The sequence below is a fragment of the Pseudomonas sp. AE27 genome (genome assembly GCF_037113495.1).
Lineage (GTDB): Bacteria > Pseudomonadota > Gammaproteobacteria > Pseudomonadales > Pseudomonadaceae > Aquipseudomonas > Aquipseudomonas palmensis.
This window is the reverse complement of sequence record NZ_CP146966.1, coordinates 3,769,161-3,786,600: the sequence shown is the minus strand read 5'-3', so window position 1 is coordinate 3,786,600 and position 17,440 is coordinate 3,769,161. Positions and strand designations below refer to the sequence as shown.

The 17,440-nt window shown below is 66.5% G+C and carries 18 protein-coding genes; 12 read left to right on the top strand and 6 right to left on the bottom strand.

The window, feature by feature from the left end; genetic code table 11:
* Window positions 1-843 carry an alpha/beta hydrolase gene (locus tag V9K84_RS17500; protein ID WP_088515295.1) on the bottom strand — a complete coding sequence of 281 codons (843 nt, stop codon included), beginning with the start codon at window positions 841-843 and terminating at the stop codon, window positions 1-3.
* Entirely contained in the window at window positions 840-1,922 is a 1,083-nt protein-coding gene (locus tag V9K84_RS17495) for a sugar phosphate isomerase/epimerase (RefSeq protein WP_088515296.1), read from the bottom strand. Before V9K84_RS17495 ends, V9K84_RS17500 begins: the two co-directional genes overlap by 4 nt.
* Before the next feature lie 129 nt (window positions 1,923-2,051).
* Between V9K84_RS17495 and V9K84_RS17490 the strand changes: the two genes are divergently transcribed.
* Window positions 2,052-2,681 carry a TetR/AcrR family transcriptional regulator gene (locus tag V9K84_RS17490; RefSeq protein ID WP_043864423.1) on the top strand — a complete coding sequence of 210 codons (630 nt, stop codon included), beginning with the start codon at window positions 2,052-2,054 and terminating at the stop codon, window positions 2,679-2,681.
* Between the two features lie 29 nt (window positions 2,682-2,710).
* Window positions 2,711-3,256 carry a sterol desaturase family protein gene (locus V9K84_RS17485; RefSeq protein WP_054916305.1) on the top strand — a complete coding sequence of 182 codons (546 nt, stop codon included), beginning with the start codon at window positions 2,711-2,713 and terminating at the stop codon, window positions 3,254-3,256.
* On the opposite strand, the gene V9K84_RS17480 is transcribed toward V9K84_RS17485, so the two are convergent.
* Window positions 3,168-4,091 carry a DMT family transporter gene (locus tag V9K84_RS17480; RefSeq protein WP_054916306.1) on the bottom strand — a complete coding sequence of 308 codons (924 nt, stop codon included), beginning with the start codon at window positions 4,089-4,091 and terminating at the stop codon, window positions 3,168-3,170. The genes V9K84_RS17485 and V9K84_RS17480 overlap by 89 nt on opposite strands.
* Window positions 4,092-4,173: 82 nt before the next feature.
* Between V9K84_RS17480 and V9K84_RS17475 the strand changes: the two genes are divergently transcribed.
* From V9K84_RS17475 to V9K84_RS17455, 5 genes are all read left to right on the top strand, one after another.
* On the top strand, window positions 4,174-4,983 hold the full coding sequence (locus V9K84_RS17475) for an AraC family transcriptional regulator (protein ID WP_058541391.1): 810 nt from the start codon (window positions 4,174-4,176) through the stop codon (window positions 4,981-4,983).
* 70 nt (window positions 4,984-5,053) lie between these two features.
* Complete coding sequence (locus V9K84_RS17470) at window positions 5,054-5,641, top strand: hypothetical protein (protein ID WP_043864427.1); 588 nt, start codon at window positions 5,054-5,056, stop codon at window positions 5,639-5,641.
* Window positions 5,642-5,708: 67 nt separating this feature from the next.
* The gene (locus V9K84_RS17465; protein WP_043864428.1) at window positions 5,709-6,227 is read left to right on the top strand and encodes a sigma-70 family RNA polymerase sigma factor; all 519 of its coding nucleotides are present in this window, start codon (window positions 5,709-5,711) and stop codon (window positions 6,225-6,227) included.
* Window positions 6,224-7,198 carry a FecR domain-containing protein gene (locus V9K84_RS17460; RefSeq protein WP_158255602.1) on the top strand — a complete coding sequence of 325 codons (975 nt, stop codon included), beginning with the start codon at window positions 6,224-6,226 and terminating at the stop codon, window positions 7,196-7,198. The genes V9K84_RS17465 and V9K84_RS17460 overlap by 4 nt, the downstream gene beginning before the upstream one ends.
* Window positions 7,199-7,288: 90 nt before the next feature.
* Window positions 7,289-9,691 (top strand): TonB-dependent receptor, encoded by a 2,403-nt coding sequence (locus tag V9K84_RS17455; protein ID WP_088515297.1) that lies wholly within the window; start codon window positions 7,289-7,291, stop codon window positions 9,689-9,691.
* On the opposite strand, the gene V9K84_RS17450 is transcribed toward V9K84_RS17455, so the two are convergent.
* The 3 genes from V9K84_RS17450 to V9K84_RS17440 all read right to left on the bottom strand — a co-directional run bounded on the left by V9K84_RS17450 (window position 9,669) and on the right by V9K84_RS17440 (window position 11,665).
* Window positions 9,669-10,193, bottom strand: coding sequence for a hypothetical protein (locus tag V9K84_RS17450; RefSeq protein WP_088515298.1), 525 nt, complete (start codon window positions 10,191-10,193; stop codon window positions 9,669-9,671). The genes V9K84_RS17455 and V9K84_RS17450 overlap by 23 nt on opposite strands.
* A 123-nt stretch (window positions 10,194-10,316) precedes the next feature.
* Window positions 10,317-10,844: a UPF0149 family protein gene (locus V9K84_RS17445; RefSeq protein ID WP_088515299.1), complete on the bottom strand. Its 528-nt coding sequence runs from the start codon at window positions 10,842-10,844 to the stop codon at window positions 10,317-10,319.
* A gap of 101 nt (window positions 10,845-10,945) precedes the next feature.
* Window positions 10,946-11,665 carry an SDR family oxidoreductase gene (locus tag V9K84_RS17440; protein ID WP_088515300.1) on the bottom strand — a complete coding sequence of 240 codons (720 nt, stop codon included), beginning with the start codon at window positions 11,663-11,665 and terminating at the stop codon, window positions 10,946-10,948.
* Window positions 11,666-11,882: 217 nt separating this feature from the next.
* Between V9K84_RS17440 and V9K84_RS17435 the strand changes: the two genes are divergently transcribed.
* From V9K84_RS17435 to V9K84_RS17415, 5 genes are all read left to right on the top strand, one after another.
* Entirely contained in the window at window positions 11,883-12,572 is a 690-nt protein-coding gene (locus tag V9K84_RS17435) for a type II CAAX endopeptidase family protein (RefSeq protein ID WP_088515301.1), read from the top strand.
* 62 nt (window positions 12,573-12,634) lie between these two features.
* Window positions 12,635-13,846 (top strand): YeeE/YedE family protein, encoded by a 1,212-nt coding sequence (locus V9K84_RS17430; RefSeq protein ID WP_088515302.1) that lies wholly within the window; start codon window positions 12,635-12,637, stop codon window positions 13,844-13,846.
* A gap of 262 nt (window positions 13,847-14,108) precedes the next feature.
* The gene (locus tag V9K84_RS17425; RefSeq protein WP_043864434.1) at window positions 14,109-15,332 is read left to right on the top strand and encodes an SfnB family sulfur acquisition oxidoreductase; all 1,224 of its coding nucleotides are present in this window, start codon (window positions 14,109-14,111) and stop codon (window positions 15,330-15,332) included.
* A gap of 9 nt (window positions 15,333-15,341) precedes the next feature.
* Entirely contained in the window at window positions 15,342-16,715 is a 1,374-nt protein-coding gene (locus V9K84_RS17420; protein WP_088515303.1) for an LLM class flavin-dependent oxidoreductase, read from the top strand.
* Entirely contained in the window at window positions 16,712-17,377 is a 666-nt protein-coding gene (locus tag V9K84_RS17415; RefSeq protein WP_054916316.1) for a methionine ABC transporter permease, read from the top strand. Before V9K84_RS17420 ends, V9K84_RS17415 begins: the two co-directional genes overlap by 4 nt.
* Window positions 17,378-17,440: the final 63 nt, after the last annotated feature.

Below are 17,440 nucleotides of genomic sequence, written 5' to 3'. Positions count from 1 at the left end.
TCAGCGCAGAAACGGCAGCAGGTGCCCGACAAATGCCTCGGGCGCCTCTTCGGTCACAAAGTGCCCGCAGCCCTCGATGATCGCGCCCTGCAACGTGGTGGCGCGCCCCTCCAGGGTTACCCGCGGCGCATCATTGGTTGCCAGTTGCGCCCCGATCGCCAGCACCGGCATGCCCAGTGGCACCTGCCCGCGCTGCTGGTTCTGGCGAATCGTTTCGGGTATCGCGCGGTAGTAGGCAAACCCGCCACGCAAGCCCCCCGGCGCCGAGTACGCCTGCACATAGGTATCCACCGCCACCCGATCCAGGCGCACAGCCCATTTCTCGAACATGAACCTCAGGTACTGCGCTTCGCGCCCGGTAATCAGCGCCTCGGGCAGGTCCTGCAACTGGTTGAACATGAAGTGCCACAGGAAGATGTTCTGCTCCGGCGGCGCGAAGATCGACGGCGCCGGCGCCAGGCCCGGAATCACCGCTTCGCTCAGGCACAGCCGGTTCACCACCCCCGGAAAATCGCTGGCCAGGGCATACCCCACCCACATGCCCACATCGTGGCCCACCACGGCATAGCGTTCGTGCCCCAGTTGCCCCATCAGCGCGTGCAGGCGGGCGGCGCAGGTGCCGGTGTCGTAGCCGTCCAGCGGCTTGTCGGAAAGCCCCATGCCGGGAAGGTCCACGGCAATCGCCTGGTAACCGTTGTCGGCCAGGGCCGCCATGACGTGCCGCCAGGTGTACCAGGTCTGTGGCCAGCCGGGGATCAGCAGTACCGGTGCCCCTTCGCCCTGGGTGACGTAGTGCAGGCGCAGGCCGTGCACATGGGCGTAATGGTGAGAATGCGTGCTCATCGTTGCAGCTTCCCGACAGGGTTGCCTTCAAGGCCGAGCATCCTGGCGATGACCGCCGGCGCCACCGGGGTACCGGCGAAGTCGTCGAACACCGTGTCGGTGACCTGGATGATGTGCCGGTTGATGAACGCCACCCCTTCACGTGCCCCATCGTGCTGGTTTTTCAGGCAGCACTCCCACTCCAGCGTGGCCCAGCCGCTGTAGTCGTATTCGGCCAGCTTGCTGAAGATGCCCTTGAAGTCGACCTGCCCGTCCCCCAGCGAACGGAAGCGTGCGGCGCGCTTGAGCCAGGGTTGATAACCGCCGAACAGGCCCTGCTTGCCGGTGGGCAGGAACTCGGCGTCCTTGACGTGGAACATGCGGATGTAGTCCCGGTAGTGGTCGATGAACGCCAGGTAGTCGAGTTGCTGCAGGATCAGGTGGCTGGGATCGAACAGCATCTTGCAGCGCGGGTGGTGACCGACGTGTTCGAGAAACAGCTCGAAGCTTGCGCCGTCGTGCAGGTCTTCGGCGGGGTGAATTTCGAAGCACAGGTTGATGCCCTGTTCGGCGCAGGTATCGAGCACCGGCAGCCAGCGCCTGGCCAACTCGGCGAAGGCTGTTTCAACAAGGCCGTCGGGGCGTTGCGGGAAGGGAAAGACGTACGGCCATGCCAGTGCACCGGAAAAAGTCCCCATGTCGCTCAGGCCCAGGCGCCGCGACGCGATGGCCGCGCAGGTGAGCTGGTGCACCGCCCAGGCACTGCGGGCAGCCGCGTCGCCCTGCAGGTGGGCCGGTGCAAAACTGTCGCACAAGGCGTCGTATGCCGGGTGTACCGCCACCAGCTGGCCGAAGAGATGCGTGGTCAGCTCACTGATCACCAGCCCGTGTTCGGCCAGCATGGCAGTGATGTCGTCGCAGTAGGCCTGGCTGCTTGCGGCGAGCTCGACATCGAACAGACGCTTGTCCCAGGCCGGTATCTGCAACGCCTTGAAGCCCATGTGCGCGGCCCATCGGGCGATGTTGGGCAGTGAGTCGAACGGTGGCTGGTCGGCACTGAATTGCGCCAGATGCAGGCTGGGGCCTTTCAACGTGATCATGTGGAACTCCTATTGTTTGTTGATCGACAAACAATAAGGATGCAGCCTGCGCGTCGTCAAGTATTCTTTGTCTTTCGACAAACAATTACGGATAATGCCGCCTTCATTCCTGGTTGGAGAACTATCGAGATGGCAGGCCGACCACGCCAGTTCGACCGTGAAGCCGCGTTGCGCACCGCCCGGGATGTGTTCTGGGCACGCGGTTTCGAAGCCACGTCCATGAGCGACCTGGTGGCTGCGCTGGGTATCGCTTCGGCGCGCATCTATGCCGCGTTCGGCTCCAAGGAGCGCTTGTTCAAGGAGGCCATCGAGCTGTATGAGCGCGAAGAGGGCGCATTTTCGACCCAGGCGCTGAGCGAGCAACCCACGGCCTACCAGGCCATCGAGCGGCTGTTGCTCGATGCCGTCGACCTGTACACCCGCCCAGCGGGCCCACTGGGCTGCATGGTGGTGTCGGCAGCCACCAACTGCTCGGCCGACAACGACGCCGTGCGTGAATGGCTGGCCGACCACCGCCGCGAAAAAACCTTGTCGATCATTCAGCGCTTGCAGCAGGCGGCCGAGGCGGGCGAGTTGAAACCCGAGGTCGATGTGCAATCGCTGGGCGATTTTTTTGCCACGCTGCTGCATGGGTTGTCGGTGCAGGCCCGCGACGGGATCGCGCGTGAGCGCCTGCTCAAGGCAGTGGCGCCGGCCATGCAGATGCTGGCCCTGGCTACCGGTGGGCATGGACCATCGGCCGCCGATCAAATACCCTGACACCGTCATTTCCCAACCCCGTACCGACCATGATTGCCCACTTCGCGATTTTTCTCTGCACCCTGGTCGCCATGGAAGGTGTCGGTTATCTGGCGCACAGGTACGTGATGCACGGCTGGGGCTGGTTTCTGCATCGCTCGCACCACGAACCGCACCTGGGCACGCTGGAAACCAACGATATCTACCTGCTGATCCTGGCCCTGGCCGCGATCACCCTGATCGTGCTGGGCAATGCCGGCCACGACCCGTTGCAGTGGGTGGGCGCCGGGGTGGCGGGGTTCGGGCTGATCTACGTGTTGGTGCACGACGGCATCGTGCACCGCCACTGGCCCGCGCGCCCCAGGCCGCGCCACCCCTATCTGCGTCGGCTGTACCACGCACACCTGATGCACCACGCGGTGAAGGGGCGCAGGCACAGCGTGTCGTTCGGCTTCCTCTACGCACCGCCCCTGCATGTGCTCAGGCAGCAGCTGCGCGAGCGCCGTGTCAGGCCGGCTCGCTCAGCGCCGGGGCCTTGCTCGGCGGCTTTATCGAGCCAATGTACACCGCCAGCACCGTCACCAGCGCCCCGGTGATCTGCATGGCCGAACTGGCCTTGTCCAGAAACGCCACGTCGATGAAGTAGGTGATCACCGGCTCCAGCAGCAGGATCAGCCCTGCCAGCCCGAGGCTGATGGCACCAATCGAGCGGTTGACCAGCAACCAGCCGACGAACTGCACCAGCACGCCATAGATCACCAGCATGTAGAAGGTCTGCTGGTCGGCGATGGCCAGGCTCTCGCCCCGCAACAGCGCGTACCCCAGCATCACCCCGGCCGCCCACAGGCTCAGGTGCAGCATCTGCGCGATCTTGTCGCCGCCGCCCTGGGGCAGTTGGGTGGTTACTTTCAGGTAGTACACGCACACGGCATAGGCCAGCCCCGACAGCACGCCATAGACCACGCCCTGGATACCCAGCGCGCTGCCCATCTCCGGCAGCAGCAACAGGTACAGGCCGACGAAGGCCAGGCTGATCGAGGCGACGAAATACAGCGACGGTTTCTCTTTGAGCAGGCACAGCCCGAGCAATGTCATGAAGAACACCTGGCAGTTGGTCAGGATCGAGCCGATGCCCGGTCCGACGATGTAGATGCTGTGGTGCCACAGGATCAGGTCGATGGCCAGGAACACGCCGGCCAGGGCGGTGTAGCGTCGAGCCCTGGGGTGGGCCAGGCGAGCAGGTTGCCTTCTCACCCGCAGCAGCAGGTAGAACAGCACCGAGGCGATCAGCATCCGGTAGAAACCCGCGCCCCCGGCGCCGATATGGGCGAAGGCCACCGCCAGCGCCGACAGGCTGAGCATCAGCCCGCCCAGTGTCAGCTCGACGATGGCCCGGTTGCTGGAGAGGGTGACCCCGTTGGATGACTGCATGGTTTTCTCTGGTCTGTTGCGAAGAAGTCGGGCAAATTTATCCACCCGCCCTGCGCGCGTATTGCACAAAACTGGACAGGCCATGGAGCAACAGGACTTCTCGCGCTTCTGGCGCGTCCCCGAAGGGGGCTGTGAATTGCTGGCGGCGCGCTACAGCGCACGGGCCTTCGGCCGCCATTCCCATGAGCGCTACGCGGTGGGGGTGATCGGTGCGGGCGTGGAGAAGCTCTTCTACCGTGGCACCCAGCACCTGGGCACCGCCGGCAGCATCGTCACCCTGACCCCGGGCGAGATGCACGACGGCGTGCCGGGCAGCGCCGAGGGTTGGAGCTACCGCATGCTCTACCTCGACCCGCAGTGGCTCAACCGTGCGGTATTCGAGGGGCGTTTCGGCGACGGGCATATCCACCTGTTCCAGCAGGCGCTGACCCACGACATGGGCTTTGCCCAGGCCTTCCTGCACCAGCATCAGGTGATCGAGCAGTCGTGTTCGAGCCTTGAGCGCGAGAGCGTGCTGCTGCACCTGGTCAGCCAGCTGTTCGAGCGGTGCGGCGGGCCGCAGCCCCGGGCGGTGGCCGACGAACGCGAAGTGGTGCGACGGGTGCGGCAGATGCTCGACGAGCAGTACGCGCAGAACATCGCGCTGAACGACCTGGCGCAGTGGGTGGGGCTCGATCCGCTGTACCTGATACGGGTGTTCAAGAAGAGCGTGGGCGTATCGCCGCACAGCTATCAGATCCAGACGCGGGTGGCGCGGGTGCAGCAGTTGCTGCGCAGTGGCGTGGGCATCGCCGAGGCGTCGCTGCGTTGCGGGTTCTTCGACCAGAGCCACATGACCCGGGCCTTCAAGAAAGTGGTCGGCATCACCCCGGGCTGCTTCCAGCGCGGCTGACTCGTGCAGGAGCCGGCGTGCAGGAGCCGGCCTTGCCGGCGAGGCGCCTGGCCCCGACAATGTGTTCCCGATGGATGCTCCACCAAGGAAGGACTTCACCGTGCACCGTATCGCCACGCTGTTGTGCTTGCTGCTCACCCTGGGCGGCTGTACCGAATACAAATGGGGCCATGACTGGAAGCCCGACCGCCTGGGCGGCTGGCAGGACCACACCGACCCCAAGCTGCGCTACGGCGCGTCGCTGGGCGCCACCTGCAACGCCAGCCCGTTGTGGCTCAAGGTGGTGAATCACGGTCAGTCGACCTACCAGTCGCTGTTGTTCATTCCGTTGTTCCCTGACCGCACAGGCGGCGAGTACCCCCTGTGGATAACCGTCAACCATCCGGCCCTCAAGGCGTGCAGTTCATCGGCACCGAGCCCGCTGCGGGTGAAGATGGGCGATCAGGTGGTACAGGGCCTGCGCTTTCCCGAGCGGGCGCAGGAGGACGGCACCTGCGTGATCGAATTCGATGACGATCGCTACGCGGCCGATGAGATGTCGATCGAGATCGACCCGGCGGTGCTGCCTTGCACGATCGCCCCCGTGACCCTGAAAAAGGACCGCTACTTCTGCATTCGCAACATGCGCTGGGGCGGCTCGCCCAGTTGCCGCGAGTAGGGCACGGCTTGCAAATCCCAGGGCGAGGGATAAGAATGCGAACAATTACCATTAGTGTGTCTCTCGCATGTCCAACCCGCGCCCGTCCGCCCAGCACCCGTTGCACCTGCTGTACGCTGAACACCATCACTGGTTGCGCGGCTGGCTGGCCCGTCGGCTCAATTCCCACGCCGATGCCGCGGACCTCACCCACGACACCTTCCTGCGTACCCTGACTTCGCCGCACCTGGGCCAGCTGGACGAGCCGCGGGCGTTCCTGTGCATGGTCGCCAAGCGGGTGCTGTACACCTTCTGGCGTCGCGGCGAGCTGGAGCGCGCCTACCTTGAAGCGCTGGCCAACCTGCCCGAGCCGGTGGCGCCGTGCGAGGAAACCCTGGCGGTGCTGCGCGAGGCGCTGGAGGCGGTGGATGCCTTGCTGGCCGGGTTGCCGGCCAAGGTGCGCCATGCCTTTCTGCTCAACCGCCTGGAGGGCCTGACCCACCAGCAGATCGCCGACCAGATGCAGGTGTCGCTGAGCAGCGTCGAGCGCTGGGTGCGGCGCGCCGTGACCCATTGCTACCTGGCGCAACTGGGCGCGGGCACGTGAGCGGCCGCAGCCTGGCAGCGCTGACCCCGGCGGTGCGCGAAGCCATCGAATGGAGCGTGCGCCTGGGCTCGGGGGCGGCGACGGCAGCCGACCGCGACGCCTTCGAGCAGTGGCAGGCGCTGGACGCAAGCCATCGCCAGGCCTGGCAGGCGGTTACCCAGGCCACCCATACACCCTTGAACCCCTTGCTGGAAGTGCCCGGCAGCGCCAGTGCGGCCACGCGCGCCCTGCGCAGCAGCGGGTTGTCGCTGCAGCGGCGCCGGTTGCTGCGCGGCGGCAGCGTCTTGCTGCTGATGCTGGGCCTGCCGGCGTTGTTGACGGTACAACGGCGCATGCCGCTGGACGCCGTGTTCAGCGACCACTACAGCGGCACCGGTGAGCGCAGGCGCATTCAACTGGCCGACGGCAGCGTGCTGCTGCTCAATGCGCGCACCACCGTGGAGGTGGCGTTCAGTGCCGAAGCCCGGGTGATCCATCTGCGCCACGGCGAGCTGAACATCCAGGTGGCCCGCGACCCGCACCGCCCTCTCGAGGTGGTCACTGCGCAAGGCCGGGTGCGGGCCCTGGGCACGCGCTTCAGTGTCGCCACGCTGGATCAGCGCAGTGCCGTCAGCGTGCAGCAGCACAGCGTGCAGGTGCGCAATCGCGCCGGGCAGAGCATCGTGGTGGACAGCGGGCAGACCCTGCGCTTTGCCGACGATGCACTCTCGCCCCTGGGCAATGAGCAAGGCCGCCTGGATGCCTGGATGGAAGGTCGCCTGGAGGTGGACGACGCGTCGCTGGGCAGCGTGATCGATGCCTTGCGCCCTTACCGCTACGGCGTGCTGCGGGTTTCCCCGGCGGCGGCGCAACTGCGCGTGTTCGGGGTGTTCCCGCTGGACGACAGCGACCGCGCCCTGCAATCGCTGGCGCAGGTGCTGCCGATCAGTGTCGAGGCGTTCGGGCCGATCACGCTGATCGACCTGCGCTGAAAAAAACGTTCCGCCAGGGTGAAGGCTTTTTTCGGCTCGCTGGACATAGCAGGAAACGCCCATTCACTTCCTGCGAGGAAAGCCCTTCACATGCGTCCCCAACTCCTGAGCCCCGCGCGCCTGGCACTGGCTGTCGCGGTTGCCGTTTCTGCCTGCTCCCTCGACCTGAACCGCGCCTGGGCGGACCCAGCCATGCAGCGCTATGCGTTACCGGCGCAACCGCTGGACCAGGCCCTGCGCCAGATCGCCCGGCAAAGCGCCAGCACCCTGGTGGTGGACCCGGCGCTGCTGCGCGGGCGCCAGAGCGCGGCGGTGAACGGGCAACTGAGCGCCGAGGCAGCGGTGCGCCAGGCAGTGGCGGGCAGCGGCCTGCAACTGCGCGTGACCGACAACGGCACCCTGACCCTGGAGAAGGCCGACAGCAGTGATGCGCTGCAACTGGGTGCCACCAGCATCACCGGCAGTACGCTGGGCGAGGTCACGGAAAACACTGGCTCCTACACCACCGCCAGCATGGCCACGGCCACCAAGTTCAAGGCCTCGGCCCGGGAAACCCCGCAGTCGGTGACCGTGGTCACCCGCCAGCGCATGGACGACCAGAACATGCAGACCCTGGACGACATCGCCAGCTATACGCCGGGGCTGACCCTGCGCAAGACCGGCGGTGAGCGCCCGCAGTTCTACTCGCGCGGTGCGGCCATCGACAACATCATGGTCGACGGCCTGCCCATCGCCTACGACAGCGACACCCTGGGCACCGCGACCCTGGCGATGTTCGACCGGGTGGAGGTGGTACGCGGGGCTTCCGGCCTGATGGTGGGCTCGGGCAACCCGTCGGGTACCCTCAACCTGGTGCGCAAGCGCCCCACGCTGGCGCCGCAGATCACCCTCACGGCGGCAGCCGGCAGCTGGGACAACTACCGTACCGAAATCGACGCCAGCAGCAGCCTCAATGATGCCGGTACCGTACGCGGGCGAGTGGTGGGCATCTACCAGGACAAGAACAGCTTTACCGATGCCTACAGCAACCAGCGTCAGTTGCTGTACGGGATCACCGAATTCGACCTGTCGGACGCCACCACGCTGACCTTGGGCGGCTACTACAACCGCGAGGACAACCCCGGCGCGGACTGGAACGGCAGCCCGACCCACGCCGATGGCAGCTTCCTCGACATTTCCCGCTCGTCGCGCTTCAGCCCCGACTGGACCTACTGGGACAAGACCAACAAGAGCGTGTTCGCCGAGGTGGAACATCGCCTGGACAACGACTGGCGCCTGCGCCTGAGCGCCAGCTGGCTGAAGGCCAACCTGGAGATGCTGGGCAGCAGCTACTACCGGCTGGACCCGACCGCCGACGAGCTGCAACTGAATGTGGGGCGCTACTCCTACGAACATACGCAGAAGAGTATCGATGGTTATGCCAGCGGGCCGTTCAGCCTGTTCGGGCGTACCCATGAACTGGTGGTGGGGGCGAGCTACCGCCGCGACGATACCGACGACGGCCCTGGCGGCGGCCCGGATGCGAGCTTCAACTATGTCGTGGACCCCAACAACTTCCACTACAAGGACGTGCCCCGGCCGGCCATCGACTACAACTGGTCACGCAAGGGCAAGGTGGATCAGTCCAGTGCCTACACCGCCGTGCGTTTCAACCTGCGCGATGACCTGAAGCTGATCCTCGGCTCGCGCCTGGACTGGTATGAGTACCAGCAGCACACCGAGGTCGGGGCCTACGCCTTCGGCGCCGACTACAAGGCCACCCGCGAGGTCACCCCGTATGCGGGGCTGATCTATGACCTGAACGACACCTACTCGGTCTACACCAGCTGGACGCGCATCTTCAAGCCGCAGGAGTACCAGAACAGCAGCGGTGGCCTGCTGGCGCCGGTAACCGGCACCAACTACGAGGCCGGGCTCAAGGCCGAGTACTTCGGTGGTGCGTTGAACGCCAGTTTCGCGCTGTTCCAGCTCGACCAGGAGAACCTGGCCAAGTCGTTGCCGGCAGGTGATTGCCCGACCATGGATGCCTGCTACGAGGCGGCCGGCGAAATTCGTACCCGCGGCCTGGAACTGGAGCTGGGCGGCGAACTGGCGCCGGGTTGGCAGGCGTCGGCCGGCTATACCTATGCGGCGGCCGAGTATGTGAAGGCCACCGGCTCGGCGCAGAAGGGTGACCGCTTCGACAGTGATTCGCCGTACAACCTGTTCAAGCTGGCGACCAGCTACCAGTTGCCGGGCGACCTCGATCAATGGAGCGTGGGCGGGGCCTTTCGCACCCAGAGCCGCACCTATACCAGCTACAGCGTGAAGCAGGGCGGGTACAGCGTGGTCGATCTGATGGCCCAGTACCGCGTGACGCCGGCGGTGACGTTGCAGACCAACCTCAACAACGTGGCGGACAAGCGTTACTACCAGAGCATCAGCAACCCGGCCGGGGCCAACATCTTCGGCGAGCCGCGCAATGTGATGTTCACCGTGAAGTGGTCGTTGTGAAGTCGCTGAAGGCGCGGAACAGGCGGGTGCCCACGTAGCTGCGCAGGTGCGGGTGGCGGCTGCGGTGGTAGCAATCCCAGTAGCTGACCATGCGTGCGCGGGTCAGGCTGAAGTAGGCGGGGTTGTCGTTGAAGAAGCGGCCGTAGGCGCTGGCGTCCAGGGTCGACAGGTTGGCCTCGCACAGCGCCAGCAGCTCGATCACGTATTCGCCGGTGAGCTGGAACACGAACGGGATGACCCACGCTTCTGGTGCCCGAATGATCTGCTGCAGGTAACGCTCGCGCACGTGGCCGTCGGGGTGGCGGGTGAGCAGGCAGGCGTGGATCAGTGACCGGGCTGTATCGGCAGCCGGCAGGTGAAGGCGGTAGGGCAGGGTCAGGGGTTCGCCGTCGAGGGTGACGGCGATGCCCTGGTCACCGTTGGGCAGGTCGAGTTGCCGGGCCAGGTCCTGGACTTCGCGGGCCAGGTGGTGGGGGAAGGCGGCGGTGAGGGTGGTGGGCATGCACTGCTCCGGATTGTTGGGGTATGTGCTGGCGTCATCGCGGGTCAAGCCCGCTCCCACAAGGAACTGCGCCGAACCTGTGGGAGCGGGCTCCACCCGCGATGGGCGGCGCCGCCGCCCGCTTCAGCGCTGCGTCGCCCAATACCCCTGCAACGCCCGCGCCGCGGGCTCGATGGCGGCCACGCGCTGGCGATGCAGCACCACATCCAGGTCGGCCGGCAGTTCGAAGTTGTCCTGTGCGGCACAGGTCTCGATCACATCCAGTGCCACCTGCTGCGCCGCCGGCAAGGCCGGCCAGTTGGCCAGGCCTGCACCGCGCAGGTAGCCAAAGCACCACTCTTCGGCCAGCGTCAGCGGCTGGCCGTTGTGCTCGGTCTCCTCGAAGCGCGGCGAGAAACGCTGGGCCAGGTTGTTCGCGTGCAGGGTCACCAGCTCGACGAAGCGCTGGCAGTCTGCAGCGCTTTCCCATTCCGGCTGGCGACCACCGAAGATCCCCGGGAACCATTCGTCGATAGCCACAGGCGCCGGGCCGGACACCAGCGCGGTGAGGTAGCCGTCCAGTTCCGAGGCGTTGAGCACCGAATGGTCATCGCCATACTGCAGCAGGATGTCTTCGATGAACTCGAAGTCGGTGTCGTTGAGCGTCTGCATGAAAAAGGTCCTTCACATAACGGTGGGCGCAGCCAGGCTGCGCGTCAAAGGCGGGAAGGATGGCGCTTTCGCCGGTTTTTATCCAGCGTGCTGATCAGCGCTCAGAAGCGCTCGTCGAGCAGGGCCGGCAAGGTCAGCTCCTTGACGTAGCTGGCCGACGACAGGCTCAGCGCCATGCGCACCACCTGCACCACGTCGTGCACGGGGATCAGCTGGCCTTCGCCGCGTTGCTCGGCCACGTCGCGGGGCGTGCTGAGCGGGTCTTCGGTGTTGAGGTAACCCAGGTTCAGGCAGGTCACGGCCAGGCGCTGCTCACGGTAGCCTTCGCGCAGCGCATCGGCGATGCCACGCAGGGCGAACTTGGAGGCGCCGAAGGCCACCTCGGGGCGCCCGCTCTGGGGCAGGCCGGAGGTGGAACCGGTGAGGATGATGCGCGGGGTGGCGCTGCGCAGCAGGGTGGGCAGCAGGCGCTTGATCAGCAGCAGGGTGGCGGTGATGTTGCAACTGACGATGGCCTGTACCTGCGCGTCGCTGTCGCCGAGAAAGTCGTAGGCCGGGTCGAAGGCCAGCTCTTCCCAGATGCCGAGGTTGTAGATCAGCGTGTCGAGGCCGTACTCTGCCACAGCCTGGGCGATGGCGTGCGCGGCGCTGGCCGGCTCGGCCAGGTTGGCTTCGACCCAGTTCAACTGCACGCCGGCCTTGGCGGCGATGCCGTCGGGGCGTGTGCGCGACACGCCGACCAGCGTATCGCCCGCCTCGCCGAGGCCTTCGATCAGGGCCTTGCCCAGCCCTTTGCTGGCACCGACTACCAGGGTTTTCATGGGGTGATTTCCTTGTCTGCACGGGGAGAGAGCGCGGATGCAAACAGAGGGCGAGGGGAATGGCAAATGGCCGGATGTATCCAGATGTGAATCTACTTGATCGCTTAGCCTTTAGCAGCCGGCTGCCGGGGATGGGCTGCGCAGCAGCCGCGAAACTCGCCATAATGCGCCCCCCGCCAAGGAGAACGCTGTGAACAACCCCGTACAAGGAAGTCCCGTGACCACCCCTTACATCGCCAGCACCACCGGCAAGCGCATCGGCCTCGCGCTGCTGGGCCTGCTGCTGTACTTCACCGCGCAGTTCGCCGGCGCCTTTCTGTTCGGCAGTGGCCTGGACTTCACCCTGGCTTTGTTCGGCGCCCACCTGGTGGCGTGTGCAGCCATCGGCGGGCTGTACCTGTTGCTGCGGCGCAACCCGCTGGCCGGGCATGCCTTCAGGGGGGCCAACTTCAGCTACAAGGCCCTCTGGCTCGGCCTGACCAGCGTGGTGGTGGTCTACCTGCTGGCCTACAACTACGCCGCCCTGGTCGATCAGCCCGCCGAACCCTTCATGCTGCAGTTCATGACCCTGCTCGGTGCCGGTTCGCTGGCCGATCGCGTGCTGCTGACCAGCATGGTCATCGTGCTCGCCCCCCTGGGCGAAGAGCTGGCGTTCCGGCATTTTCTGCTCAACCTGTTCCCGTTCCGCAAGCCGCTGTGGGCGGTGGTGGCGATCGTGGTCAGCGCCCTGGCGTTTGCCGCCATCCACCTGCAGTACACCTTCAGGTCGACCGTGGTGCTGTTGTTCATCCTCGCCCTGATGCTGGCCTATGCGCGGATCCGAACCGGCGGCCTGCTGGTGCCCATGGCGATGCATGCCTGCGCCTCGACCCTGGCACTGGCGATGTACCCGCTGTTCTATCCGTGAGCCCGCACGGCAGCTGGTGACGGTATACTCGCGGCCTGTTCCGTCTATATCCGAGTATCGTCATGGGTCTTTCTCTCTCCGCGGCGCCTGAGCGCCGTCTCGGCGCGCCACTGGTTGCGCTGTCATTGCTGGTGGTCGGCGCCGTCTTTCTGAATGCCAGCGTGGGCATCAAACAGGTGCTGCTGCTGATCGTCGGCGCCGCCCTGGGCCTCACGCTGTACCACGCCGCGTTCGGCTTCACGTCCGCCTGGCGGGTGTTCATCAACGAGCGCCGTGGCGCCGGCCTGCGCGCGCAGATGGTGATGCTGGCCATCGCCGTGCTGCTGTTCTTTCCGGCCCTGGGCGCCGGCACGCTGTTCGGCCAGCCGGTGACCGGGCTGGTGGCGCCGGCCGGGGTGTCGGTGGTGTTCGGTGCGTTCATCTTCGGCATCGGCATGCAGATGGGCGGCGGCTGTGCGTCGGGCACCCTGTTCACCGTGGGCGGTGGCAACGCGCGCATGCTGGTGACGCTGCTGTTCTTCATCATCGGTTCGGTAACCGCAACCCACCACGCCGACTGGTGGTTCGCGCTGCCGTCGTTCCCGGCCACCTCCGTGGTGCAGACCTTTGGCGTGGCCCCTGCGCTGGTGCTTAACCTGGTGGTATTCGGCCTGATCGCCTGGGGCACGGTGGTGCTGGAGAAGCGTCGCCACGGCGCCCTCGAGGCCTCGGCAGGCAGCCAGCATGAGGGCCTGCGTCGCTTCCTGCGTGGCCCGTGGCCGCTGGTGTGGGGCGCGATCGGCCTGGCGCTGCTGAACTACGCGACCCTGGCACTGGCGGGCCGGCCGTGGGGCATCACCTCGGCGTTCGCCCTGTGGGGCGCCAAGACCCTGAGCGGGCTGGGCGTGGACGTGGGCAGCTGGGCGTTCTGGCAGATGCCGGGCAACGCCAAGGCGCTGGCTGCACCGCTGTGGGAGGACGTGACCACGGTGATGGACATCGGCATCGTGCTGGGTGCGTTGCTGGCAGCAGGCCTGGCCGGGCGCTTCGCGCCGAGCCTGAGGATTCCGATGCGCTCGCTGCTGGCCGCGGTGATCGGCGGCCTGCTGCTGGGCTACGGCTCGCGGCTGGCGTATGGCTGCAACATCGGCGCGTACTTCAGCGGCATCGCCTCGGGCAGCGTGCATGGCTGGCTGTGGCTGGTGGCGGCGTATGCCGGCAACGTGGTGGGGGTGCGGATTCGCCCGCTGTTCTTCGTGGCTGAACGCAAGAGCGTGGCAGCCAGCGGCGGCTGAGGCTGGCGGTACTGCATGGGAACCGGCTCGCAGTAGCCGGTTTTTTCATGCCCGCCCGTTACTGCGAATAGGCGCGCGGTGTACGGGGAGCAACTGACCGCTGTCGTACTGTTGCACTGCGAACAGTTGGCCAACACTTTGTTGCCGTGCATCCAGCCATGTCACTTTCTGTTGTGCGTAACTCATTGATTTATAGGTGAAATTCAAGTGGCATGGGTTGTGCTATCTCACGGGTGACTCTGTGTACTCATCGAGATAGACCATGACTGCCACCCCTGTTTCTGCCCACTACGACATCCGCCAGCCGGATGCCCACGTCATCCGTGACGATGCCGAAGCCATCGCCATTGCCCATCGGGTTGCCGCGCTGCTGCGCGAAGGCGCGTCCGAGCGCGACCGCAGCCGCCAGGTCCCGGCCGACGTGGTGGATGCGTTCTCCAACAGCGGCCTGTGGGGCATCACCGTACCGAAACAGTACGGCGGGGCGCAGGTGTCCTTCGCCACCCTGGCCGAAGTGATCGCGATCATCTCCGCCGCCGACCCTTCGCTGGGGCAGATACCGCAGAACCACTACTGCCTGCTCGAAGACATCCGCCTGCAGGGCAGCGAAGAGCAGAAGCGCTTCTTCTTCGACCTGGTGCTGGCCGGCCACCGCTTTGCCAATGCGCTGTCGGAAACCGGCGGCAAGAACGTCAAGGAGATCCAGACCCGCATCGTGCCCCATGCCGATGGCTACCGCATCGACGGGCGCAAGGGCTATTGCACCGGCTCGTTGTACGCGCACTGGCTGGGGGTGCTGGCGCTGGACGCGCAGGACCGCTCGCAACTGGCCTTCGTGCGCCGCGATACCCCGGGCCTGGTGATCGTCGATGACTGGGACAACATCGGCCAGCGCACCACCTCCAGCGGCACGGTGCTGGCGCAGGAACTGATCGTACCGGCCTTCAACCTGTTTCCCACCTACCGCTCGTACGAAACCCCGACCCTGGCCGGCCCCTTCGCGCAGCTGACCACCGCCGCCATCGACGCCGGCATCGGCCGTGCGGCGCTGGACGACGCCATCACCTTCATCCGCGAGCAGGCCCGCCCGTGGATCGATGCGGGCGTGGAGCAGGCCAGCCAGGACCCGCTGACCATCGTGCAGATCGGCGCGCTGGAGATTCGCCAGGAAGCCGCCGAGGCCCTGCTGGAGCGCGCCGGCAAGGTGCTCGACCGGGCCAGCCTGGCCCCCGACGAGGACTCGGTGGCCCAGGCCTCGGTGGCCGTGGCCAAGGCCAAGGTGCTGACCACCGAAGCGGCGATCGAGGCCAGCAACCGCCTGTTCGAGCTGGGCGGCACGCGCTCCACCCAGGTGCGCCACAACCTCGACCGGCACTGGCGCAACGCCCGCGTGCACACCCTGCACGACCCGGTGCGCTGGAAGTACCACCTGGTGGGCAACTGGGCCTTGAACGGGGCCAAGCCACAGCGTCACGACTGGAACTAGGCCGCCACCATGCCCAAGCAGATACGCCTCAATGCCTTTGCCATGAACACCGTCGGCCACCTGTCGCCGGGCTTGTGGCGCCATCCGCGTGACCAGGCCACGCGCTACACCGACATCCACTACTGGACCGAGCTGGCCAGGACCCTGGAGCGCGGCAAGATCGACGGGTTGTTCATCGCCGATGTGCTGGGCGCCTACGACGTGTACGGCGGCAACGCCGACGAGGCGCTGCGTACGGCTGCGCAGGTGCCGGTCAACGACCCGCTGCAGCTGGTGCCGGCCATGGCCGCCGTCACCGAGCACCTGGGGTTTGGCGTGACCGCCTCGGTGTCGTTCGAGCACCCGTACCCGTTTGCCCGGCGCATGTCCACGCTCGACCACCTGACTCGTGGCCGCGCCGGCTGGAATATCGTCACCTCGTACCTGTCCAGCGGGGCGCGCAACCTTGGCCGGCGCGAACAGCTGTCGCATGACCAGCGCTACGCCCTGGCCGAGGAGTACCTGCAGGTCTGCTACAAGCTGTGGGAGGCCAGCTGGGAAGACGACGCCGTGCGCGCCGACCGCGCCAGCGGGGTGTATGCCGACCCGGCCAAGGTGCACGGCATCGGCCACCAGGGCGAGTTCTTCCAGGTGCCGGGCTTTCACCTGTGCGAGCCCTCGCCCCAGCGCACCCCGGTGCTGTACCAGGCCGGTGCCTCGACGCGCGGCAGGGCGTTTGCGGCGGCCAACGCCGAGTGCGTGTTCGTTGCTGCGCCGAGCAAGACGGTGCTCAAGAACCAGGTGGCGCAGGTGCGCGCTGCGGCGGTGGCGGCCGGCCGCGCACCGGGCGATATCCTGGTGCTGGAGCAGCTTACGGTGATTGTCGCCCCCACCGATGAACAGGCCCTGGCGCGCCTGCGCGAGTACCGCGAGTACGCCAGCGCCAGCGGTGCGCTGACGCTGATGTCGGGCTGGACCGGCATCGACTTCGCCCAGTACCAGAGCGACCAGGTGCTGCGCGAAGTGCAGAGCGATGCGATCCAGTCGGCGGTGGAAGCCTTCACCCGTGCCGACCCCAGCCGCACCTGGACCACCGCCGAAATTGCCGACTATTGCGCCATCGGTGGCGACGGCCCGGTGCTGGTGGGCTCGGCGCAGACGGTGGCCGACCAGTTACAGGAATGGGTGCAAGAGACCGACGTGGACGGCTTCAACCTGGCCAGCGTGGTGGCCCCGGAAACCTTCGAGGCGGTGGTCGACCTGCTGGTGCCCGAGTTGCAGGCCCGTGGCCTGTTCAAGCGCGATTACGCCCAGGGCACGCTGCGCAACAAGCTGTTCGGCGCAGGTGACCGGGTGGGCGCGCCGCACCCGGCCGCCGCGCTGCGCAGGGGCGCTGGGCAATGAGCGAGCTGCTGGCCCATGTCAACTGGCCCGAGGTGGGCCAGGCCTGCCTCGACACCCTGAGCATGCTCGGCGTAGCGCTGGGTTTCACGGTGCTGATGGGGCTGCCGCTGGGGGTGCTGCTGTACCTCACCGGCCAGCGCCAGTTGCTGGCCTCGCCGCTGGTGTACCGCGTGCTGTCGGTGGTGGTGAACGTGCTGCGTTCGATGCCGTTCATCATCCTGCTGATTGTGCTGATCCCGCTCACCCAGGTGGTGGCCGGTACTTCGCTGGGCGTGCCCGGCGCCATACCGCCGCTGGTGATCGGCTGTACGCCGTTCTTTGCGCGGCTGGTGGAAATCGCCCTGCGCGAGGTCGACCGCGGCCTGGTGGAGGCCACCCAGTCGATGGGTGGCAGCACCTGGCAGATCGTGTGGCACACCGTGCTGCCCGAGGCGCGCACCGGCCTGATCGCGGCGGTGACGGTGACCGCCATCGTGCTGGTGGACTACACGGCGATGGCCGGCGTGGTCGGTGGCGGCGGCCTGGGCGACCTGGCGATCCGCTTCGGCTACCAGCGCTTTCAGACCGACGTGATGGTGGTGACCGTGCTGCTGCTGATCGTACTGGTGCAGGTGCTGCAGGTGAGTGGCGACCGCCTGGTGCGGCGCTTCACCCGGCGTTGAATTGTGTTTCCCGTCAGCGGCAGCCGGGTTTCGCTGCCGCCGGCCCACGTATCCCACGGCGGC